The 18474-nt window shown below is 71.1% G+C and carries 21 protein-coding genes; 10 read left to right on the top strand and 11 right to left on the bottom strand.

Annotated features, from left to right (window positions below; genetic code table 11):
• Position 1: 1 nt before the first annotated feature.
• The 3 genes from IF29_RS0111530 to IF29_RS0111520 all read left to right on the top strand — a co-directional run bounded on the left by IF29_RS0111530 (position 2) and on the right by IF29_RS0111520 (position 1223).
• Complete coding sequence (locus IF29_RS0111530; RefSeq protein WP_030253074.1) at positions 2–373, top strand: hypothetical protein; 372 nt, start codon at positions 2–4, stop codon at positions 371–373.
• Positions 374–393: 20 nt separating this feature from the next.
• Positions 394–843: a TIGR03618 family F420-dependent PPOX class oxidoreductase gene (locus IF29_RS0111525; RefSeq protein ID WP_030253073.1), complete on the top strand. Its 450-nt coding sequence runs from the start codon at positions 394–396 to the stop codon at positions 841–843.
• Positions 844–968: 125 nt separating this feature from the next.
• Positions 969–1223 carry a Smr/MutS family protein gene (locus IF29_RS0111520; RefSeq protein ID WP_030253072.1) on the top strand — a complete coding sequence of 85 codons (255 nt, stop codon included), beginning with the start codon at positions 969–971 and terminating at the stop codon, positions 1221–1223.
• Between the two features lie 10 nt (positions 1224–1233).
• Here the strand turns inward: IF29_RS0111520 and IF29_RS0111515 are convergent, their stop codons facing one another.
• A complete protein-coding gene (locus IF29_RS0111515; protein ID WP_051725191.1) occupies positions 1234–1746 on the bottom strand; it encodes an NADPH-dependent FMN reductase in 513 nt (170 codons plus the stop codon).
• A gap of 155 nt (positions 1747–1901) precedes the next feature.
• Positions 1902–2414: a nucleoside deaminase gene (locus tag IF29_RS0111510; protein WP_030253069.1), complete on the bottom strand. Its 513-nt coding sequence runs from the start codon at positions 2412–2414 to the stop codon at positions 1902–1904.
• A gap of 288 nt (positions 2415–2702) precedes the next feature.
• On the opposite strand from IF29_RS0111510, the gene IF29_RS0111505 reads away from it, so the two are divergent.
• The 3 genes from IF29_RS0111505 (at position 2703) to IF29_RS0111495 (ending at position 5143) form a co-directional block, all read left to right on the top strand.
• Entirely contained in the window at positions 2703–3278 is a 576-nt protein-coding gene (locus IF29_RS0111505) for a flavin reductase family protein (RefSeq protein ID WP_063757481.1), read from the top strand.
• The gene (locus tag IF29_RS0111500; RefSeq protein ID WP_030253065.1) at positions 3275–4621 is read left to right on the top strand and encodes an LLM class flavin-dependent oxidoreductase; all 1347 of its coding nucleotides are present in this window, start codon (positions 3275–3277) and stop codon (positions 4619–4621) included. The genes IF29_RS0111505 and IF29_RS0111500 overlap by 4 nt, the downstream gene beginning before the upstream one ends.
• Positions 4622–4687: 66 nt before the next feature.
• On the top strand, positions 4688–5143 hold the full coding sequence (locus IF29_RS0111495; protein ID WP_030253063.1) for a cupin domain-containing protein: 456 nt from the start codon (positions 4688–4690) through the stop codon (positions 5141–5143).
• A gap of 44 nt (positions 5144–5187) precedes the next feature.
• On the opposite strand, the gene IF29_RS0111490 is transcribed toward IF29_RS0111495, so the two are convergent.
• The gene (locus tag IF29_RS0111490; RefSeq protein ID WP_030253061.1) at positions 5188–5850 is read right to left on the bottom strand and encodes a hypothetical protein; all 663 of its coding nucleotides are present in this window, start codon (positions 5848–5850) and stop codon (positions 5188–5190) included.
• Between the two features lie 217 nt (positions 5851–6067).
• On the opposite strand from IF29_RS0111490, the gene IF29_RS0111485 reads away from it, so the two are divergent.
• A complete protein-coding gene (locus IF29_RS0111485; protein ID WP_037594940.1) occupies positions 6068–7255 on the top strand; it encodes a UDP-N-acetylglucosamine--N-acetylmuramyl-(pentapeptide) pyrophosphoryl-undecaprenol N-acetylglucosamine transferase in 1188 nt (395 codons plus the stop codon).
• Between the two features lie 15 nt (positions 7256–7270).
• Here IF29_RS0111485 and IF29_RS0111480 read toward each other — a convergent pair whose 3' ends face one another.
• The 6 genes from IF29_RS0111480 to IF29_RS0111455 all read right to left on the bottom strand — a co-directional run bounded on the left by IF29_RS0111480 (position 7271) and on the right by IF29_RS0111455 (position 12462).
• Positions 7271–7912, bottom strand: a complete 642-nt coding sequence (locus tag IF29_RS0111480; RefSeq protein WP_030253058.1) for a formyl transferase — start codon at positions 7910–7912, stop codon at positions 7271–7273.
• Positions 7909–9045: a DegT/DnrJ/EryC1/StrS family aminotransferase gene (locus tag IF29_RS0111475; RefSeq protein WP_030253056.1), complete on the bottom strand. Its 1137-nt coding sequence runs from the start codon at positions 9043–9045 to the stop codon at positions 7909–7911. The genes IF29_RS0111480 and IF29_RS0111475 overlap by 4 nt, the downstream gene beginning before the upstream one ends.
• Before the next feature lie 26 nt (positions 9046–9071).
• The gene (rfbB, locus tag IF29_RS0111470; protein WP_232242123.1) at positions 9072–10112 is read right to left on the bottom strand and encodes a dTDP-glucose 4,6-dehydratase; all 1041 of its coding nucleotides are present in this window, start codon (positions 10110–10112) and stop codon (positions 9072–9074) included.
• Between the two features lie 123 nt (positions 10113–10235).
• On the bottom strand, positions 10236–10976 hold the full coding sequence (locus IF29_RS0111465; protein WP_030253053.1) for a GntR family transcriptional regulator: 741 nt from the start codon (positions 10974–10976) through the stop codon (positions 10236–10238).
• Between the two features lie 277 nt (positions 10977–11253).
• On the bottom strand, positions 11254–11718 hold the full coding sequence (locus IF29_RS0111460) for a type II toxin-antitoxin system PemK/MazF family toxin (protein ID WP_030253051.1): 465 nt from the start codon (positions 11716–11718) through the stop codon (positions 11254–11256).
• Positions 11719–11784: 66 nt separating this feature from the next.
• Positions 11785–12462: a GntR family transcriptional regulator gene (locus IF29_RS0111455; RefSeq protein ID WP_051725190.1), complete on the bottom strand. Its 678-nt coding sequence runs from the start codon at positions 12460–12462 to the stop codon at positions 11785–11787.
• A gap of 115 nt (positions 12463–12577) precedes the next feature.
• On the opposite strand from IF29_RS0111455, the gene IF29_RS0111450 reads away from it, so the two are divergent.
• Positions 12578–13708 (top strand): bile acid:sodium symporter family protein, encoded by a 1131-nt coding sequence (locus tag IF29_RS0111450; protein ID WP_063757480.1) that lies wholly within the window; start codon positions 12578–12580, stop codon positions 13706–13708.
• 134 nt (positions 13709–13842) lie between these two features.
• Here the strand turns inward: IF29_RS0111450 and IF29_RS0111445 are convergent, their stop codons facing one another.
• Together IF29_RS0111445 and IF29_RS0111435 are read right to left on the bottom strand one after the other, a co-directional pair.
• A complete protein-coding gene (locus tag IF29_RS0111445; protein ID WP_030253045.1) occupies positions 13843–14757 on the bottom strand; it encodes a hypothetical protein in 915 nt (304 codons plus the stop codon).
• Positions 14758–15070: 313 nt separating this feature from the next.
• On the bottom strand, positions 15071–17383 hold the full coding sequence (locus tag IF29_RS0111435) for an FdhF/YdeP family oxidoreductase (RefSeq protein ID WP_030253043.1): 2313 nt from the start codon (positions 17381–17383) through the stop codon (positions 15071–15073).
• Positions 17384–17619: 236 nt separating this feature from the next.
• Between IF29_RS0111435 and IF29_RS0111430 the strand changes: the two genes are divergently transcribed.
• Together IF29_RS0111430 and IF29_RS0111425 are read left to right on the top strand one after the other, a co-directional pair.
• Positions 17620–17910 (top strand): hypothetical protein, encoded by a 291-nt coding sequence (locus IF29_RS0111430; protein ID WP_030253041.1) that lies wholly within the window; start codon positions 17620–17622, stop codon positions 17908–17910.
• Between the two features lie 23 nt (positions 17911–17933).
• On the top strand, positions 17934–18428 hold the full coding sequence (locus IF29_RS0111425) for a GreA/GreB family elongation factor (RefSeq protein ID WP_232242108.1): 495 nt from the start codon (positions 17934–17936) through the stop codon (positions 18426–18428).
• The last annotated feature ends 46 nt before the right edge of the window (positions 18429–18474 follow it).

The following is an 18474-nucleotide window of genomic DNA, read 5'->3' as shown; positions in this document are numbered from 1 at the left end:
GGTGGCGACCGGATGCGTCATCGGCGAGAGCCTCCGCCCCGGAGCGGTCTTCGAACCGCCAGGGCTGAGGATCCGTCGGATCACCCGGCTGGACCTGTCGGACTCGGTCGGTCCGCACCAGCCGCCGCTGTGGACGGTCGTCGACTTCGAGGTCGACGACCGGGAGGCCGACGGCGTCGCCGAGGCGCTGGCCGGCTGCCTCCGTGCGGAAGGCGGCTGGTACGCCGATCTGCGGGTCGGCGACCAGCGTGTGATCGTCTTCGCCGGCACGGTGTACCGCTACGCTCGCGGGGACACGGCCGTTCGCGCCCAGGCCCGCGCCCACGGCCGCTCGGTGGGCGTGCCCGAGCACCAACTCGACTGGCAGGACTGACGGACCGGAGGGAAGCACCGATGACCACGCTGCAGGAAGCCAGTGACCTGGGGCAGCAGGAGAGCGGGCTCGCGGTGGTGTCCACGCTGCGGGCGGACGGGACCGTCCAGGCCTCGGTGGTCAACGCAGGGCTGCTGCCGCACCCGGCCACCGGCGTCCCCGTCCTGGCCTTCGTCACCTACGGGCGGGTGAAACTGGCCAACCTGCGGGCCCGGCCGCAGCTCACCGCGACCTTCCGGCACGGGTGGCAGTGGGCGACCGTCGAGGGCCGGGCCCAGCTGGCCGGCCCCGACGACCCCCAGCCCTGGTTGGACCCCGAGGGCCTGCGCCTGCTGCTGCGCGCGGTCTTCACGGCGGCGGGCGGGGTGCACGAGGACTGGGCCGAGTACGACCGGGTGATGGCCGAGCAGCGACGCACCGTGGTCCTGGTCGAGCCGTCCCGGGTCTACGGAAACGCCCCTACCGCCTGAGCGCGACCCGGGATCCGGCCCCGGGACCCGGGCGCCGGCTTCCTGGTGCGGGCGGCGGAACGGGACTAGGGTGCGAACGTGATCGCCGAGGAGCAGTCCACCGCGCCGTTGGACGGTGTTGCGGCATGTTGAGCCTGGATCTGCACCCGATCTACCGCAACAACCGCGACATCGAACTCGCCATGCGCCAGTTCCTCTTCACGGCCGCCCGCTCCGGCGAGCCCGCCGTCGAGATCATCCCCGGGAAGGGGACCGGTCAGCTGAAGCGGCGTGTGCTGGCGTTCCTCGACCAGAAGCACATCAAGAAGCTGTACCTGCGCCACGAGTCGCCGCCGGGCAACGAGGGGCGCGTCATCGTCCACTTCCGCGAAGCCCGGTAGTAGGCCACGGTCACGACGCCACCCGGGCCCGCTCGGCGTCCACGGTCGCGGCCACCTGGCCGCGTGCCGAGGTCAGCCACTTCTCCAGCTCCTCCGACGCGGTGTAGTCCGAGTCCAGCAGGAACAGGCCCCGTACCGGGACGGTCGCGCCCAGCTCCACCAGGACCGGCTTCAGCAGCAGGTCCGCGGCCAGCGAATGGCGCCAGTGCGCGCCGAGCAGCAACGGCACCGCCGTGGTGCCCGTGAGCGAACCCGAGCCGAGCCGGTCCAGGAAGAGCTTCAGCAGACCGGTGTAGCTGGCCTTGTAGGTGGGGCTGGCGGCGATCAGCAGGTCGGCGCCCTCGACGGCGGCGATGGCCTCGGCCACCCGCTGGTCCTCGGGGTCGAACAGCGCGGCCCCCAGGTCGGCGAGGTCGATGCTGTGGTCGGCCTGAGCCCCCGTCAGCCGCTCGGCGACAAGGTGCGCCGCCTCGTAGGTACGGGATCGTGGTCTCGGGTTGCCGACGAGGACGACGACGCTCACGGCGCTCTCCTGACTGACTAACTGGCTCACTGACAAACTGACTGACTGGCTGGCTGACTGGCTGACGGTGGGTGGCCGCGGGGCCTTGAGCCGCCCCCACCATCTTCGACGGGGAGTGTTAACCGAGTACTGCCGCAGTGTGTCGCGATTCCGGCTCAGGCCTGCCCGCGGGACCTCCGGTGCAGGTCGTGCACCTCCTCGTCGAGGCCGGGTACCGGTCCCCGCACGGGGAGGCCCGGAACGACATCCATGATCGGGATCGCGCGGACGGCCGAGGGTGCGACGCCGAGCTCCTTGTACCAGGAAGCAGTCTGCTCGGCCGAGCTCACATAGACGATGCGGCCCAGCCCGACCCAGCCGTGGGCCGCCGAGCACATCGGGCAGTGCTCGCCGGAGGTGTAGACGGTCGCCGCCGCCCGGGCCTCCGGGGTCAGCTCGGTGGCGGCCCAGCGGGCCAGCTCGAACTCGGGATGGCGGGTCGGATCGCCCAGGCTCACCTCCCGGTTGCGGTCCTCGGCGAGCACCGTCCCGTCCCCGCCCACCAGCACCGACCCGAACGGCCAGTCACCGGCCTCCAGAGCCTCGGCCGCCAGCTCCACGCACCGGCGCAGATGGCCCAGGTCGGCGTCGGACAGTGGGGCGTCCAAAGGGATCTCGTCCTGCGTCATGTCGTCTCTTCCCTGTTCCGTTCTTCACGCCGGGTGTCCCGGCCTCGGGTTTCTTCCACCGCTGGAACAAACATTGTCCGGACAGTCAGCCCCTGGCTATGGTCGTTTCACGAGATCGACGCGGCGCGACGCAGCAACTGGCAGCATCGCGGCCGCCCGCGCCCGGGCCTGACGCCTCGTCCGCGTTCCATCCCGCCGACCGACGTTTCCACGGCGTTCGCAGTGCCCAGTGTCGCGTTCCCTCCCTCCTCTCGTGATGCCGCCGCGCGGTTCTGAAATGGAGACATCATGGCCAGCACCCTGACCACCGAGGCCGGTCCGGTCTCTCCGGCGCAGTACAAGGAGGTGTTCCGGCGACACCCGGCAGGCGTCGTGGTGATCACCGCCGACGCCGGCCGCGGTCCCGCCGGGTTCACCGCGACCTCGCTGACCTCGCTGTCACTGGAGCCCGCGCTGGTGTCCTTCGGCATCTCCTCGACCGCGTCCAGCTGGCCGCACGTCAAGGACGCCGACACCGCCGTGGTGAACTTCCTCGGCGCCGAACAGGAGCCGCTGGCCCGGCGGTTCGCCACTAGCGGGATCGACCGCTTCGCCGAGCCGACCCGCTGGAGCCGCCTACCCGGCGGCGAACCGGTGCTCGACGAGGCGCCCGGGTGGCTGCAGGTGCGGATCGAGGACCTGGTGACGGCGGGCGACCACCGCATCGTGATCGCCCGTGTCGAGGCCTCCTGGCTGTCCGGGGCCGAGCTGCACCGACCGCTGGTCTACCACAACGGCCGCTACCACTCGTTCGACCACAGCCTCGACCACTCCCTCGACCACACCCCGCACCCGGACCTTCTCCTTGGAGCCGACCCCGCATGAGCCGCCCCGAGCAGCGCAGTCTGCACTTCAACCTGTTCATCCACGACACCGGCCACCACGAGGCCTCCTGGCGGCTGCCCGAGTCCGAGCCGCTGGCCCACATCGACGTCGCCTACCACCAGCGGCTGGCCCGGATCGCGGAGGACGCCAAGTTCGACTCGCTGTTCCTGGCGGACAGCCCCGCGCTGTGGGGCGACCCGGGCCGGCGCCCGAGCGGGCGCCTGGAGCCGACCGTGCTGCTGACCGCGCTGGCCGTGTCCACCAGCCGGATCGGGCTCATCGCCACCGCGTCCACCAGCTACAACGAGCCCTACAACCTGGCCCGCCGGTTCGCCTCGCTGGACCACGTCTCCGGCGGCCGGGCCGGATGGAACATCGTCACCACCGCCGGTGACGCCGCGGCCCGCAACTTCGGCCTGGAGGGCCAGCCGAGCCACGCCGAGCGCTACGACCGGGCGGCGGAGTTCATCGAGGTGTCCACCAAGCTCTGGGACAGCTGGGAGGACGACGCGGTGGTGGCCGACAAGGACCGCGGGGTGCACGCCGAGGCGGACCGGGTGCACCGGTTCGGCCACGTCGGCAGGCACTTCCGGGTGGACGGTCCGCTGAACGTGCCGCGCTCGCCGCAGGCCCATCCGCTGCTGGTGCAGGCCGGCTCCAGCGAGGACGGCAAGGACTTCGCGGCCCGCTTCGCCGAGGCGGTCTTCACGGCCCAGCCGACCCTGGAGGAGGGCCAGGCCTTCTACGCGGACGTCAAGCGACGGGCCGTGGCCGCCGGTCGCGACCCGGAGGGCGTGAAGATCCTGCCCGGCATCGTCCCGGTGATCGGCGACACCGAGGCCGAGGCCCGGGACCTGGACGCGGAGCTGGACCGGCTGATCCAGCCGGAGTACGCCAAGCTCCAGCTGGCCACCCTGCTGGGGCTGGACCCCGACCGGTTCGCCCTGGACGAGGAGCTGCCGTCGGACCTTCCCGAGGAGGACGAGATCGAGGGCTCCAAGAGCCGGTACACGCTGATCGTCGAACTGGCCCGGCGGGAACGGCTGACGGTCCGGCAGCTGATCGGCCGCCTCGGCGGGGGCCGCGGACACCGCACCTTCACCGGCACGCCGGTGCAGGTCGCCGACACCATCCAGCACTGGTTCGAGCACGGGGCGGCCGACGGCTTCAACATCATGCCGGCCGTGCTCCCCTCCGGGCTGGAGGTGTTCGTGCAGCGGGTGGTGCCGATCCTGCAGGAGCGCGGCCTGTTCCGCACCGAGTACACCGGCCGCACCCTCCGCGAGCACTACGGCCTGCCCCGTCCCGCCAACCGCTTCGCCTCGACCCTGGTGGGCGCCTGACGACTTGTCGGTTCCCGGCGGCGCTGCGCCGCCGGTCCTGACCGCGTCGCAGCATACGATCGGCCCATGACCGACATCTCCCCGCTGGTGGCCCTCCTCGGCCTGGAACCCCACGTCGAGGGCGGCTGGTTCCGCGAGACCTGGAAGACCTCCGGCGAGACCGTGCCGGAGGGGTACCCGGGCCCGCGAGCCTTCGCCACCGGCATCTACTTCCTGCTGCACCCGGGCGAGGCCTCACGCTGGCACCGGGTCCGCTCGGACGAGCTGTGGCTCTGGCACCGCGGCGGCCCGCTCCGCCTGCGGCTGGGCGGCACCGGCGAGGCCCCGGACGAGACCGCCGCAACGGAGGGCGTACTCGGCCCGCAGGTGGAGCAGGGCGAACGCCCGCAACTCCTGGTACCCGCCGGCACCTGGCAGTCCGCCGAGCCCGCAGCCGACCAGCCGGTCCTGGTCAGCTGCATCGTCGCCCCGGGCTTCGACTACGCCGACTTCACCCTGGAAGAGCCGGCCGACGGGATCTGAGGACTCCGAACCATGGGCAACCTGCCCGTGCCGGATTCCCAGTGCTACTTAAGTTCTGTGGTGAACCGCCGCCAGACGGGTGCTGCGAAGAGGTCCGGGGTGGGGTTGTCATCGGGTACCACACCGAGGAAGCGCCAGAAGTCGCGGACCGCGTAGGCATCCAGTCGCCCGCACCGGTCGCCTGCGCCTACCGGGGAGTTTCTCGGGTCGTTGTCAGACCAGTAGAAGTCCTCGAACGAATCGTCGTCGATGCTGACACTGGTGAGGTAGCCCCGGGCGTGCTCCAGGTTCAGTCCGAGGTCCGGGAACTGGGCCACGAGCAGGTCCGGGCGTCCGGTGCGCGGGCGATCGTGGAAGAAGCCATGCCCGGCTTCGGTCCATTGGACGAAGTGGTCCACTTCTCTGCCGTGGTGGAAGAGCTCGTAACCCCACAGGTCGCCGTCGTAGACGAAGGTCAGCAGTCCGGAGCAGGCGTAGGTCCGCGAGACATGGAGCTGGGCGCGGCGACGCAGATCCCACTCCCAGCCGCGCGTCCATTCCAACACGGTCCAACCGTTGTCGTGCTGGTGGAGCGTGTAGCAGTCCTTCACCGAGGAGTCAGCGCCGGCGAGTCGGTACTGCTGGCTCTGCCAGAACTCGTCCAGTGCGTCGTACACCTGTTGGTGATCGACGCCGTAGAACAGGTTGCACCGCAGGAAGCCGCCCATGCATCACTCCGTGCGGGGGAACTCGGCGAGGGGAACGGGAACGCGCCCGTAGTGTCTCAGGCTGTCGATCGCCCCCATATACCGGCCGGGTGATTCGCCAGGACGTACCGCCGCCCACCAACGTATTCGGATCAGTGCACGGGGAACTGCTAGCGTCCGGAACGCCCTGCTTGCTCCACCCCGGGCTGAAAGCCCGCCAGATCGGGAGTCCCTGCTCATGAATGTCGACGGCGAGCGACGGCCCGCAGAGCGGCCGTTCCGGTTGATCGTCTCGGGTGGCGGCACCGGCGGGCACACCTACCCGGCGCTGACCACGGTGCGGGCGATGCGGAACAGGCTGGCTGCCGAGGGCCGGTCACTGGACGTCCTGTGGGTGGGCACGGCCAGCAGCCTGGAAGAGCGGGTCGCCATGGGTGAGGGCATCGCATTCGCACCGGTCGCGACGGGGAAGGTTCGCCGCTCCAGCAACCCGCTCAAGATGGTGTCGGCGGCGAACATGCGGGACATGGGCAGGGTGCCCCTGGGCGTCGCCCAAGCCCGGACGATCCTGGCCCGGTTCGAGCCGGACGTGGTGCTGACCACCGGCGGCTACGCCTGCGTCCCGGTAGGCCTGGCCGCGAAGATGTGCCGCCGTCCCCTGGTGGTCCACGAGCAGACCGTCCGGTTGGGGCTGGCGAACCGGTCTCTGGCCAGGACTGCCACGCGCGTCGCGGTCTCCTCGGCCTCAACCTTGCCGCTGCTGCCCCAACCGGTGCGCGAGACTGCGGTGGTGACGGGTAACCCGGTACGCCCCGAGGTACTGACCGGCCAGGCGGACAAGGCCGTCGAAGCCTTGGGGCTGCACTCCTTCGACCGCCGCCTGCCTACCGTCTACGTCACCGGCGGCGCCCAGGGTTCCGCCCAGATCAACGGGCTCGTACGCGACCTCCTGCCCTGGTTGCTGTCGCGGGCCAACGTCGTCCACCAGTGCGGCCCCGACAACCTCACCGAACTGCAGTCCACCCTCGCGCCGCTGCCGGCGGATCTCCGCGCGCGCTACCTGCTGACCGGCTACGTCGGCCCGGAGCTGCCGGACGTCCTGGCGCTGGCTGGCGTGGTGATCTCGCGCAGCGGGGCGGGCACGATCGCGGAAGTCACAGCGCTGGGCAAAGCGTCGATCCTGGTGCCGCTGGCCAGCTCGGCCGGTGGCGAGCAGGCCCACAATGCCCGCCACCTGCACGACGCCGGCGCGGCCGCCGCCCTGCTGGGGGAGGCGACCGCGCCGGCGCTGCGCGGACTGCTGGAGCCGCTGCTCGATGATCCTGAGCAGCGGGTCGCGATGGCAGAGCGGGCCCGGTCGCTGGGACGTCCGGACGCCGCCGAGCAACTGGTCGACCTCCTGCTGACCGTCGCCGGAGAGCACTGAGCATTCCGGTACGGGTCAGGGGCGGGGGGACAGCTTTCTGGTCCAGTCGCGGCGGTCACCGAGCAGGTGGCTGTCGCGCCGGTAGTGGGTGACTGCCCGGTCGTGGTCCTGGGGGCGCGGGCTGATGAGGTCCAGGCGCGGCAGGGTGTCGGTGATCAGGAGCCGGCCGTGCTCCATGGCGCGGTTCCACACGTCGCGGACCTCGTCCACCTCGGGCCAGATCGAGAAGTGGGCCTCGCCGAGGATCGGACCGGAGTCGATTCCGGTGTCGATGGCGTGGATGGTGATGCCATGCCGGTGCTCGCCGTTGAGTAACCCCCAGTTGACGGGGTTCGCCCCCCGGTACTCGGGGAGCGGGCCGGGGTGGCAGTTGACGATCTGACGGGTGGCATTGATCAGTTCGGGGCCGATGATCCTGTCGTAGAGGACGCTGACGACAAGGTCGCAGTGACCCGGCTCCAGGTCCCGCCAGTCGCCGGAGCGCACGACCCGGGTCCCGGGCCAGTGGTCGGCGACGTAGTCCGACAGACGGATGTCCCACATCGGCTCGTCGGAGTTGGGCACCACGGTGTCCAGGACGGTATCGGGCAGAGCCCTGACGACCTCGCAGGCGTGGACCGCCAGCGACCCCTTGCCGAGCACGGCGGCCCGCCTCACCGCGGCCGTCCCACCGGGAGAGCCCGAGCAAGGGCGGTGGCGACGTACTGGATCTCGTCCGCGCCCAGGTGCTGGTGGAAGGGCAAGGTCAGGATCTGCCGGCCCACGCGTTCGGTGACCGGAAGCTCGCGCCGCCAGGGGGCGAACGCGGCTTGCAGGTGGTTGGGCGGGTAATGGACGCCGACTCCGATCCCCTGGTCGTGGAGTCGGCGGAAGACGGCGTCGCGGTCAGGCACGAGAACCGCGCACAGGTGCGGCACCGAGCAGTCCACGTCGACGTCCACCAGCGCCGCCCCGGGCACTTCCTGAAGAGCCTCCTGGTAGGTGCGCCACAGCTGTTGGCGCGCTGCGGCAGTCTCGGAGAAGCGGTCGAGCTGGGCCAGGCCGATGGCCGCGTTGATCGAGGACATCTGGTAGCGCAGGCCGAAGCCGTCCACCCGGTAGGTCGTAGCTGTTCTGCGTTCGGCCTGGGACTGAGTGACGCCCAGCATTCGGAAGCCTCGGGCCTGTTGGGCCTCCTCCGGGCTGCGTGGGATGACCATGCCACCCTGACCGCACGTCAGATTCTTGATCGGTCCGAAGCTGAAGCAGGTCAGCGCCCCGGTCGCGCCGACCGCCTGGGTGCCGGCCATGGACCCGAAGGCCTGGGCGGCATCCTCAACCACGGTGATGCCGCGCTCCTCCAGGTCCGGCCGGACAGTGGACAAGTCGACGGCCCGGCCGCCGTACAGAACGGGCAGCACCGCCTTGGTGGCCGGGTTTAGGGCGTCCAGGACACTGCCCGGTTCCAGGCAGACGGTGGTCGGATCGATGTCGGCAAAGCGAGGAGTGGCACCACAGGCCAGGACGGCCTGGACGGTGGCGCAGAATGTGAGGGACGGCAGGATCACCTCGTCGCCGGGGCCGACCCCGGCGACGAGGAGGGCAGTGTGCAGGGCGGCAGTGCCGGAGCTGACGGCCACCGCCTCGGGCACGCCGAGGAACCGGGCGATCCGGTCCTCGAACTCCTCGGTGACCTCGGTGTGCCCGTACTGACCGCCGGCCAGGACGCGGGCAACCGCGTCGGCTTCGGTCCCGTACAGGAAGGGGCTGGAATTGCGGCTGCTGCCGCGCATGGTGATGGTGTTGGACATCTCGGCCTCCTGCGCAGAGCGGCGGATCAGACGGGGTGGTGCATGGGCCGCGCATCGCCGGCCCGCACATGGGGCGCCCAGCGGTCGGGGTTCCGGCGATACCAATCGACCGTGGCGGCCAGGCCCCCGGTCAGGTCCCAGGTGGGCCGGTAGCCGAGCTGGTTGGCGATCTTCGACCAGTCCATGGCGTATCGAAGGTCGTTGCAGGTCCGGTCGGGGATGTGCTGGACGCGATCCCAGCCGGCGCCGAACAGTTCCAGCAGCATGCCGGTCAGCTGAGCGCTGGTCAGGTCGGTGCCGCCGCCGATGTTGTAGACCTCGCCAGGAGTCCCCCCGCGTAACACCAGGTCGATGCCCTGGCAGTTGTCCTCCACGTGGAGCCAGTTGCGCACGTGTTCTCCGCGGCCGTGCAGGGTGACGGGTTCGCCCTTGAGGAGGCGTGTCACGAACAGCGGGATGATCTTCTCGGGGTGTTGGGCGGGCCCGTAGTTGTTGGAGGAGCGGGTCACGCACACCGGCACCCCGTAGGTGCAGTGGTAGGACAGGGCGACCATGTCGGAGGCCGCCTTGGAGGCGGCGTAGGGGACGGTGGGCCGCAGCGGCGCGGACTCGTCTGCGCAGCCGAAGGCCAGAGGTCCGTAGACCTCGTCGGTGGACACGTGGACGAACCGGCTGGTGCCGAATCGGCGGACCGCGTCCAGCAGGGTGTAGGTGCCGAGCACGTTCGTTCGCAGGAACGCGCCCGCCTCGAAGAAGGAGCGGTCGACGTGGGACTCGGCGGCGAAGTGCACCACCGCGGTGTGCTGCTGTACGAGTTCGTCAACCAGGTGGGCGTTCAGAATGCTGCCCTGGACGAACTCCAGCTTCGGGTCGGTCAGGGCTTCGCCGAGGTTTTCGCGGTGTCCGGCGTAGGTGAGCGCGTCCAGGACGGTGATCTGGTCGACGTCATCGGCTGCCAGGAGTCGGCGGACGAAGTGGGAGCCGATGAAGCCGGCTCCACCGGTCACCAGGATCCGGGCGGTCACAGTGGGAGTTGGGGTGAGGTCGGTTGGGGCGGGGTTCCGCAGTGCGGTCACGGGCGGCCTCCAAGAGGGCGGCGCACCTGAAGGGCGCGCAGGTTCCTTAGGGAACTTTCCCGCTAGTTCCCTAAGGAAGTCAACACCCCGGTGCCGCCGGCCCAACCACTCACGTCACGCTGGAAACTCCCACTCCATCAGATAACGGGAGGCATCCAGCGTCATCTCGTTGACCTCCACCGGGACGCCGTCGCGCGCGAACGCGAACCGCACGATCAGCACCACCGGGCTGCCCGCCCCCAGTTGCAGAGCCTCCGCCTCCTCCGGCAGCGGCATCCGCGCCCGGACCTGCTCACGGAACGCGACCGGCGCCCAGCCCAGCTCCGCCAGCCGCGCATAGGTGCCGCCGGGCCCGCTGTCCGGCCGGGTGATAGCCGAGCCGGCCACCAAGCCCGCTGGCAGGTAGGAGGTCGCAAGCATCACGGGCACGCCCTCTACCAGGTAGCGCCGGTCTCGCACCCACACCGCGGCCCCTTCCTCCAGGCCCAGCGATTCGGCGATGCGGGCGGGGCAGGGCTGCTCGGCAACGGTCGCACGATCTACGGTCATGGGCCGCTGGTCCAGGTCCGCCTGCCAGATCGAGCGCCCGCTACCCCATTGCTCTGCCGCCAAGCGCTTGCCGGCCTGCCGCAGGATCGGCCGGAAGGACCGCACTCGCGTCCCCGAACCGCGGCGCGCTTCCGTCAGCCCCTCCGCCGCGAGTACCGCCAGTGCACGTCGCGCCGTTTCGGCGGCGACGCCGTACTGCTCCACCAAGGCGTTCTCACTCGGCACGACCGCCCCGGGCGGCAGATCCCCGTCGAGGATGCGGCGGCGCAGGTCATCGGCGATCTGGCGGTACGGCGGGGTCGGCACGGCTCCTCCAAAGGATCAGTTCCTTAGGGAAGCACCGTAGAGCACTCTGAGCTCCGGGGCACCGTGGGTGGCACCATCGGTAAGGTCGCTCAAAGGGATTGGTGAACCCCGGACCACAGCCACGTCGCTGAGGAAGACCGGGTGCTTCCCATGGCGGGCCAAGGGACCCCCGCGGACGCGGCACAGGGCCCACGCCGGAACGACTGGTAGGACGCCCCAAGCGTTGGGCCCATCACGGGAGATGACAGCCGGACACCGCCTCACCGCGGGATGAGTCTCAGCTCCAGCCGTAGCGTTCCTTGAGGCGGTTGGTGACCAGATTGAAGCGGCCGCGGTCCAGGGCGCAGGCCTCGCGGCGCATGCCCTGTTCGTGCAGGCGGAGCACACGGTCGATGGAGATCCAGGAGTCGCGGCCCTCGCGGTCCCAGGGGCCCTCGCCGATGGCCACCCAGTCGGCGTCGCGGTCGTGCTGCTTGCTGGAGAGCTGGACGGCAAGCAGCGTGCCGTGCTCCTCGCGGGCGACCACGAGTACCGGGCGGTCCTTGCCGCGGCCGTCGTTCTCCTCGAACGGGACCCAGGTCCAGACGATCTCGCCGGGGTCGGGGTCGCCGTCATGGGCCGGCGCGTACTCGGTGCGGACCGGGCCGACCCGGTGGGCGTCGGCCTCGGTGGTGGCGCTGGGTCCGCTGCGGCCCGGGAACTCGTACTCGGCGCTGTCGGAGGGAGTTGAGAAGGTCGTCATGGCAGAGACGCTAGGGCCAGCGGTGATCGACATCCGCACCGGGGTGGGTGCCGGCGTGCCGTTGATTCAGGAGTCGTATACAACGTTGGTCCGACGGCGGTAGGCCGAGCGGGCCCGGTCGATGTGACGGGCCACCAGTGAGCGGGCCAGCTCCTCGTCCCCGAGTTCCAGCGCGCGGACGATCTCGGCGTGCTCGCTCCAGGAGTCGGCGGCGCGGCGCGGGAGTTGGACCGAGTAGACCCAGGCGATCTTCTGGCTGAGCTGGGTCACCAGCTGGGTGAGCGTCCGGCTGCCGGAGGCCTCGGCGATCACCTCGTGGAAGCGGCTGTTGAGCCGGGCCACCTCGGCCAGCCGGTCGCCCGCCACCGCGTCCTGCCCCAGCGCCACCAGCTCCTTGAGGCGTCCCAGCTGCTCCGGGGTGCGCCGCAGCGCGGCCCGCGCCGCGCCCAGCGGTTCCAGCAGTGCGCGGACCTCCAGCAGGTCCTCGGCCTCGCCGTCGTCCAGCTCGACCACGGCGATGCCCGCGTAGGGGCGCGAGTGCAGGAAGCCCTCGGCCTCCAGGGTGCGCAGCGCCTCGCGCACCGGCACCCGGGACACCCCGTACCGCGCCGCCATGGCCTCCTCGGTGAGCCGCTGGCCGGGCCGGTGCACGCCGTTGATCACGTCATCGCGGATCGCCCGGCTCACCGCCTGGGCGGACATCCGCCCGCGTGGTTCCGGTTGCGGGGACCCCTGCTCGGACATGGCTCACCTCGATTGAATACAATCGTCGCACCGATCGTGGAAGGATGGATGTGGCGAACGTACTACAGCAGGGCCGCGGCCCTGGAACGCACCGGCGTCCGCACCCCTCCGGCCCGTGGCGCGGTACCCGGTGAGCGCCCTGCGCTCCACCGTGAGCGGCACCCTGGCCCGCTTCGGGGTGGACCCCTATGTCCTGGCTATCCTGGCCACCGTCGGCACCGCCGCGCTGATCCCGGCCCGCGGCCAGGCGGCGCGCGGCCTCGGCGACCTGACCACCGCCGCCATCGCGCTGCTGTTCTTCCTCTACGGCGCCAGGCTCTCGCCCCGCGCCGCGCTGGACGGCGCCCGGCACTGGCGGCTGCACCTCACCATCCTGGCGGCCAGTTTCGTCGTGTTCCCCGCACTGGGGCTGGCCGCCCAGGCGCTGACCACCCCGCTGCTGGGACCGGAGCTCGCCAAGGGCGTGCTGTTCCTGTGCCTGCTGCCGTCCACCGTGCAGTCGTCCATCGCCTTCACCTCCATCGCCCGGGGCAACATCGCCGGCGCGGTCTGCGCCGCCTCCTTCTCCAGCCTGCTGGGGATCGTGGTCACCCCGCTGCTGGCCTCCGCCCTGCTCGGCGGCGGCGGGACGGTCAGGATCGACGGCGGCTCGGTGCTCAGCCTGCTGCTGCAACTGCTGCTGCCCTTCCTGCTGGGCCAGGCGAGTCGGCGCTGGACCATCGGCTGGCTGACCGCCCACAAGCCGGCGATGACCGTGGTCGACCGGGGCTCCATCCTGCTGGTGGTCTACGCGGCCTTCAGCGAGGGCATGGTGGCCGGGGTCTGGCACTCCCTGTCGTTCGCCCGGCTGCTGGTCCTGATCGCGGTGTGCGCGGCGGTGCTGGCGGTCGCGCTGCTGCTCACCGCCGCGGCCGGGCGCAGGCTCGGCTTCGACCGGGCCGACCGGATCACCATCGTCTTCTGCGGCTCCAAGAAGAGCCTGGCCAGCGGGTTGCCGATGGCGGCGGTGCTGTTCGCGGGCCACGACGTCAGTGTGATGGTGCTGCCGCTGATGCTGTTCCACCAGATCCAGCTGATGGTCTGCACGGTGCTGGCCCGCCGGTGGAGCAGGTCCGGGGCGGACGGGGACCAGCAACCCGAAGCCGCACTGCCCGCGCCCCGGCCGCAACCGGTCCGAACCGCCCGCGCCGACCGACTCGACCTCGAACGAGGCGGCGTGGCCGAGGATCTGCCGGGCAGGCGGTAGTCGTGGTGCTCAGCAATGCCACCTGTCTCGGCCCTCCGCGGCTCTCCTCTCCCTGACGCGGAGGGCCGACCGGCACCCTGCGGTCGGCACCCTGCGGTCGGCACCCGGCGTTCGGCACCCTGCGGCCCGGAAGCTCACCTGCGGTAGTGGCCCGCGGTCGGGAACACCTTTCCGGTGTCGTCGGCCCCGGCGGCGTGGGCGAGGTAGGCCAGTCCCTGCACCAGCGTCCGGCGCGGAGCGGGCTTCAACTGCTCGGCCCAGGCCGGCTCCCGGGTCTCGCCGCGCAGGCGGCAGCAGCAGGCCAGGGCGTAGGCGAGATCGCTCTGGGAGAGGTAGCCGTGGGTCATGATCCAGCCGGGTTCCGGACGGTCCGCTGCGGGACCCCGGTGGTGCGAGGTGAGCGCGGCATTGGCGGTGAAGACGCCCATGCCCAGGTAGACCGTGGCCAGGTCGGTGAGCTGCTCGTGGTCCTTGCGGGCGGTGGTGATGCGGTCCTCGCCGAGCAGCCGGACGTGGCCGAGCTCATGGGCGATGGTGGCCGCGAGCACGGCCGGTGCGGCGGCGTCCATGCGGTCCAGGCTGATGACCGAGAAGTCCCAGGCCCTCAGGTACAGGCCGACTGCGAAACGCCGCGCCTCACCCCTGCTGAGTTCCTCGGTGTCCGGGCCGTCGAAGAGCCTCATCCAGATGAACAGCGGATCCACCTGCATCACCTTGCAGACCCGCGTGAGCAGCGCCCTGATCTCGCGCCGTTCGCCGGAGAAGGGGACCGGGAAGAAGTCCGGGGTCGGCAGCGCGACCGGGCGCCGGACCGTGTCCAGACCGAACTGCTTGACCAGCCACAGCATCGACGACTCGATCCAGACCTGGCGCTCGCGGGACACCGGGCAGGTCGGCGGCGCGGGGGCCACCGGGTGCCGCCGCGGGGCGGCCGGCGCAGCGGCGGAGGCCGTGCGGGGCCCGCGCCGTTCGCTGTCGTGCATCGCCGCGTACCCGAGGCAGGCAGCGAGCGGCACCATCACGCCCAGGAACGCCAGCAGGTAGATCATCGGAAGCCCCCCAACTCCCACGCGTGCGGCCGGAACCCACCCCCGCCGCACGCACCCGTCCCACGGGGAGAGTCTGCCCCCGGCACCCGCGAGTCAGGGCCGGAACCCGGCATCCGCGATCGTGATCAGGCTGCTCCGGTGCCCCGGCGCTGGTGAGCGCCCCGGGACGGGGGGACAATGGAGATCCCAGCCGGGAGGTCACCGTGCCCTTCCACACCGAACGCGGCGCCCCGCACAGCCACTACGGGCAGACGTGGATGCTGCTCGCCCTGCTCGGGGTCGCCATGATCATCGTTTTCACCCTGGTGGGCCGCTAGACGGTCCGTCCCGCACGCGCGACGGTCACCTTGAGGTGTTTCATGATCGGCTGGTCGCTCTGGGTGCTGCGGTCCACCAGCGCGCACAGCACGTTCATCTCGGGCATGTAGCCGGCCGCGCAGCCGCGCGGGATGTCGTAGGGGACGGCGAGGTAGCCGCGCAGCGAGCGGGTGCTGCCGTCGCGGGCGGTGCTGGTGACGTCGACCGGGTCGAACTCGGCGATGTCGCGCTCGCGCATGTCGTCCGGGTTCATGAAGATCAGCGTGCGCAGGTTCTTGACGCCGCGGTAGCGGTCGTTGTCGGAGTAGATCGTGGTGTTCCACTGGTCGTGGGAGCGCATGGTGCCCAGGGCCAGGGTGCCGGGCGCCGGCACCACGTCCGGCAGCGGCGCGGCGGAGAACTCGGCGCGGCCGGAGGGGGTGAGGAAGACCAGTTCGCGGGCCGGCTGCTTGATCCTGAACCCGAGCGGCAGCCGCACCCGGCGGTTGAAGTCCTCGAAGCCGTCCAGGACCCGGGCCATGGTGTCCCTGATCCGGTCGTAGTCCTCGACGTACCACTGCCAGGGCGTGCCGCTGTCGGGGAGGGCGGCCCGGGCGATGCCGGCGATGATGGCGGGTTCCGAGAGCAGGTGCGGGGAGGCGGGGCGCTTCATGCCGACGGAGAGGTGGACCATGCTCATCGAGTCCTCGACGGAGGTGCCCTGGACGCCCTCGCGCTGGTGGTCCTTCTCGGTGCGGCCGATGCAGGGCAGGATCAACGCCTGGCGTCCGTGCACCACATGACTGCGGTTCAGCTTGGTGCTCACCTGCACGGTGAGCTCGCAGCCGCGCAGTCCGGCGTAGGTGTACGGGGTGTCCGGGGCGGCCAGCGCGAAGTTGCCGCCCATGCCGACGAAGACCTTCAACTTGCCCCGGTGCATCGCCTCGATGGTGGCGACGGTGTCCATCCCGTGCTCGCGCGGCGGCTCGATCCCGCACACCTCGGCCAGGCGGTCCAGGAACTCCGGCTTGGGGCGGTGGTCGATGCCGCAGGTGCGGTTGCCCTGGACGTTGCTGTGGCCGCGCACCGGTGAGGGGCCGGCGCCCTCCCGTCCCAGGTTCCCGCGCAGCAGCAGGACGTTGACGATCTCGCGGACCGTGTCCACGCCGTGCTCGTGCTGGGTCACCCCCAGGCACCAGCTGAAGATGGACCGGTCGGCCTCGCGGTAGACCCGCGCCGCGGCGAGGATGTCGGCACGGCGCAGACCGGACTGGAGCTCGATCTCCTCCCACGGGGTGGCCTGGCACAGGGCGCGGTACTCCGCGAAGCCGGTGGTGTGGCGGTCGATGAACTCCTGGTCCAGCGCCTTGGGGTCCTCCGCGGCCTGGTCGAGGACCGCCTTGGCCATGCCGCGCAGCAGCGCCATGTCGCCGCCGATGCGCGGCTGCAGGTTCAGGGTGCTGGTGCGGGTCGACTTGAACAGGGCCATGTCCACGAACTCGTGCGGCACGATGGTGCGCGTGGCGGCCGCCTCCACCAGCGGGTTGACGTGCACGATCTGCGCGCCGCGACGGTAGGCGTCGGCCAGCGCGGTGAGCATCCTGGGGGCGTTGGAGGCGGCGTTGACGCCCAGGATGAACAGGGCGTCGGTGGCCTCCCAGTCCTTGAGGTCGGCCGTGCCCTTTCCGGTGCCCAGCGCGGCCTGCAGGGCGCGTCCGCTGGCCTCGTGGCACATGTTGGAGCAGTCCGGCAGGTTGTTGGTGCCGAGCTCGCGGGCCAGCAGCTGGTAGAGGAAGGTGGCCTCGTTGCCGAGCCGCCCGGAGGTGTAGAAGGCGGCCTGGTTCGGGTCGTCGAGCTCGCGCAGGGTGCGGCCGACCAGCTCGAAGGCGTCCTGCCAGCTGACGGGGGTGTAGTGGTCGGTGGCGGCGTCGTACACCATCGGCCCGGTGAGCCGGCCCTGGTCCTCCAGGGCGAAGTCGCTCCAGCCCTCCAGCTCGGTGACGGTGTGGGCGGCGAAGAACTCGGGACCGACCCGCTTGCCGGTCATCTCCCAGGTGACGTGCTTGATGCCGTTCTCGCAGATGTCCAGGTGCAGGCCCTTGGTGTCGTCCGGCCAGGCGCACCCGGGGCAGTCGAAGCCGCCGTTCTCGTGGTTCATCCGCATGATCGCCCGCGGCCCCTCCACCAGGCTGCGCTCGCTCACCAGGAACCGGGTCACGCTCCTGGCGGCGCCCCACCCGGCGGCGGGATGGTGGTAGGGCTTGAACTGCGGAGGCTCCTCGGGAGCGGCTCCCACCGAGGGCTCCAGCGGGTCATCAGAGGCGTTCACGACACTTCCGCCGTTCGCTCGTGGATCGACAGTCGGCTCGCGCCCCACGCTATTGCGCGGCGGGTCACCACGCAGGACGGGCCGTGCGGGTCCGGCGTTGCGGGGCCTTGGGTATGGCGTTTGAATTGTTGGCGTCCGTCCGTTGCGCTCTGTCGCCGAACCTCCGCATGCGTGTGCCGACCGGCTTCCGGAAGGTGACCGGAGGGTGCGCCTCGGTGCCTTTTCGAGGAGGAGACATGGCCCACCACAAGTCGAACAAGGCAGTCGAGGGGAACCCCGACACCGGACACGGAGGCGGCCTACCCCGGCGCCCCGACGAGGAGGAACTGGACGAGCGGACGGAGGCGGACCGGGAACTGGTCGGCCTGGCCCCGGGGGACTCCGGCTCCGAGGTGGACCCCGCGGAACAGCACGCGGACGAGGAGGCCGAGGTCGACCGCCAGGTCGCGCACGGTGACATCGCCACCGACGCCGGGCTCCCCCGCAGCGAACGCGACCCGTTCCCCCCGACCGGCTACGAGGACTGAGGCGCACGGCAGAGGAGATTCCCATGGCGAAGGAAGCCGGTATGAGGGGAGCGGGTGTGGACGGGGAAGCCGAACCGATCAGCGACACCGCTCGTCGGGCGCTGGAGCGGGACCTGGCGAAGCTGCGTGCCGAACGTCAGAAGGTCGCCGCCACCCTGGGGGACGCGGACGAAGCCGGCGACTCGGCCGACCAGGCCGACGAGTTGCAGCGCGCCGACGATCTGACCGCCCTGGACGACCGCATCGCCGAACTCGAGACCCGGCTCCGCCAGTCCGCTCTGGCCGGACCGCCCCGTACGGACGTGGTGGGCGTCGGAAGCACAGCCACCGTGCGTTTCGGCGACGACTCGACGCAGGCGATCCAGATCGGCGAGGTCGCCGAGGAGTTGGACGAGACCCTGGTCACCGCCGACAGCCCGCTCGGCCGCGCGCTGCTCGGGCACCGCGTCGGCGAGACGGTGGCGTACGCGACGCCCCGGGGGCAGGACACCGCGACGGTGCTGACCATCGGGGGCTGAGCGACCGGCGCGCCGCGCGGACGGTTCCGATCGGACCCGCGCGGCC

Origin of the sequence: Streptacidiphilus jeojiense, from assembly GCF_000719095.1 — a bacterium.
GTDB lineage: Bacteria > Actinomycetota > Actinomycetes > Streptomycetales > Streptomycetaceae > Streptacidiphilus > Streptacidiphilus jeojiensis.
Note: the sequence above shows the minus strand (reverse complement) of the source record. Positions and strands in the feature narration are given on the sequence as shown.

What these genes read in the sequence shown, in the direction of transcription:
- IF29_RS0111525 (WP_030253073.1), top strand. Translation starts at nt 394, where the DNA reads ATGACCACGCTGCAGGAAGCCAGTGACCTGGGGCAGCAGGAGAGCGGG.
- IF29_RS0111520 (WP_030253072.1), top strand. Translation starts at nt 969, where the DNA reads ATGTTGAGCCTGGATCTGCACCCGATCTACCGCAACAACCGCGACATC.
- IF29_RS0111490 (WP_030253061.1), bottom strand. Translation starts at nt 5,850, where the DNA reads ATGGGCGGCTTCCTGCGGTGCAACCTGTTCTACGGCGTCGATCACCAA.
- IF29_RS0111510 (WP_030253069.1), bottom strand. Translation starts at nt 2,414, where the DNA reads ATGACGCAGGACGAGATCCCTTTGGACGCCCCACTGTCCGACGCCGAC.
- IF29_RS0111475 (WP_030253056.1), bottom strand. Translation starts at nt 9,045, where the DNA reads ATGTCCAACACCATCACCATGCGCGGCAGCAGCCGCAATTCCAGCCCC.
- IF29_RS0111425 (WP_232242108.1), top strand. Translation starts at nt 17,934, where the DNA reads ATGGCGAAGGAAGCCGGTATGAGGGGAGCGGGTGTGGACGGGGAAGCC.
- IF29_RS0111500 (WP_030253065.1), top strand. Translation starts at nt 3,275, where the DNA reads ATGAGCCGCCCCGAGCAGCGCAGTCTGCACTTCAACCTGTTCATCCAC.
- IF29_RS0111430 (WP_030253041.1), top strand. Translation starts at nt 17,620, where the DNA reads ATGGCCCACCACAAGTCGAACAAGGCAGTCGAGGGGAACCCCGACACC.
- IF29_RS0111505 (WP_063757481.1), top strand. Translation starts at nt 2,703, where the DNA reads ATGGCCAGCACCCTGACCACCGAGGCCGGTCCGGTCTCTCCGGCGCAG.
- IF29_RS0111485 (WP_037594940.1), top strand. Translation starts at nt 6,068, where the DNA reads ATGAATGTCGACGGCGAGCGACGGCCCGCAGAGCGGCCGTTCCGGTTG.
- IF29_RS0111455 (WP_051725190.1), bottom strand. Translation starts at nt 12,462, where the DNA reads ATGTCCGAGCAGGGGTCCCCGCAACCGGAACCACGCGGGCGGATGTCC.
- IF29_RS0111495 (WP_030253063.1), top strand. Translation starts at nt 4,688, where the DNA reads ATGACCGACATCTCCCCGCTGGTGGCCCTCCTCGGCCTGGAACCCCAC.
- IF29_RS0111445 (WP_030253045.1), bottom strand. Translation starts at nt 14,757, where the DNA reads ATGATCTACCTGCTGGCGTTCCTGGGCGTGATGGTGCCGCTCGCTGCC.
- IF29_RS0111460 (WP_030253051.1), bottom strand. Translation starts at nt 11,718, where the DNA reads ATGACGACCTTCTCAACTCCCTCCGACAGCGCCGAGTACGAGTTCCCG.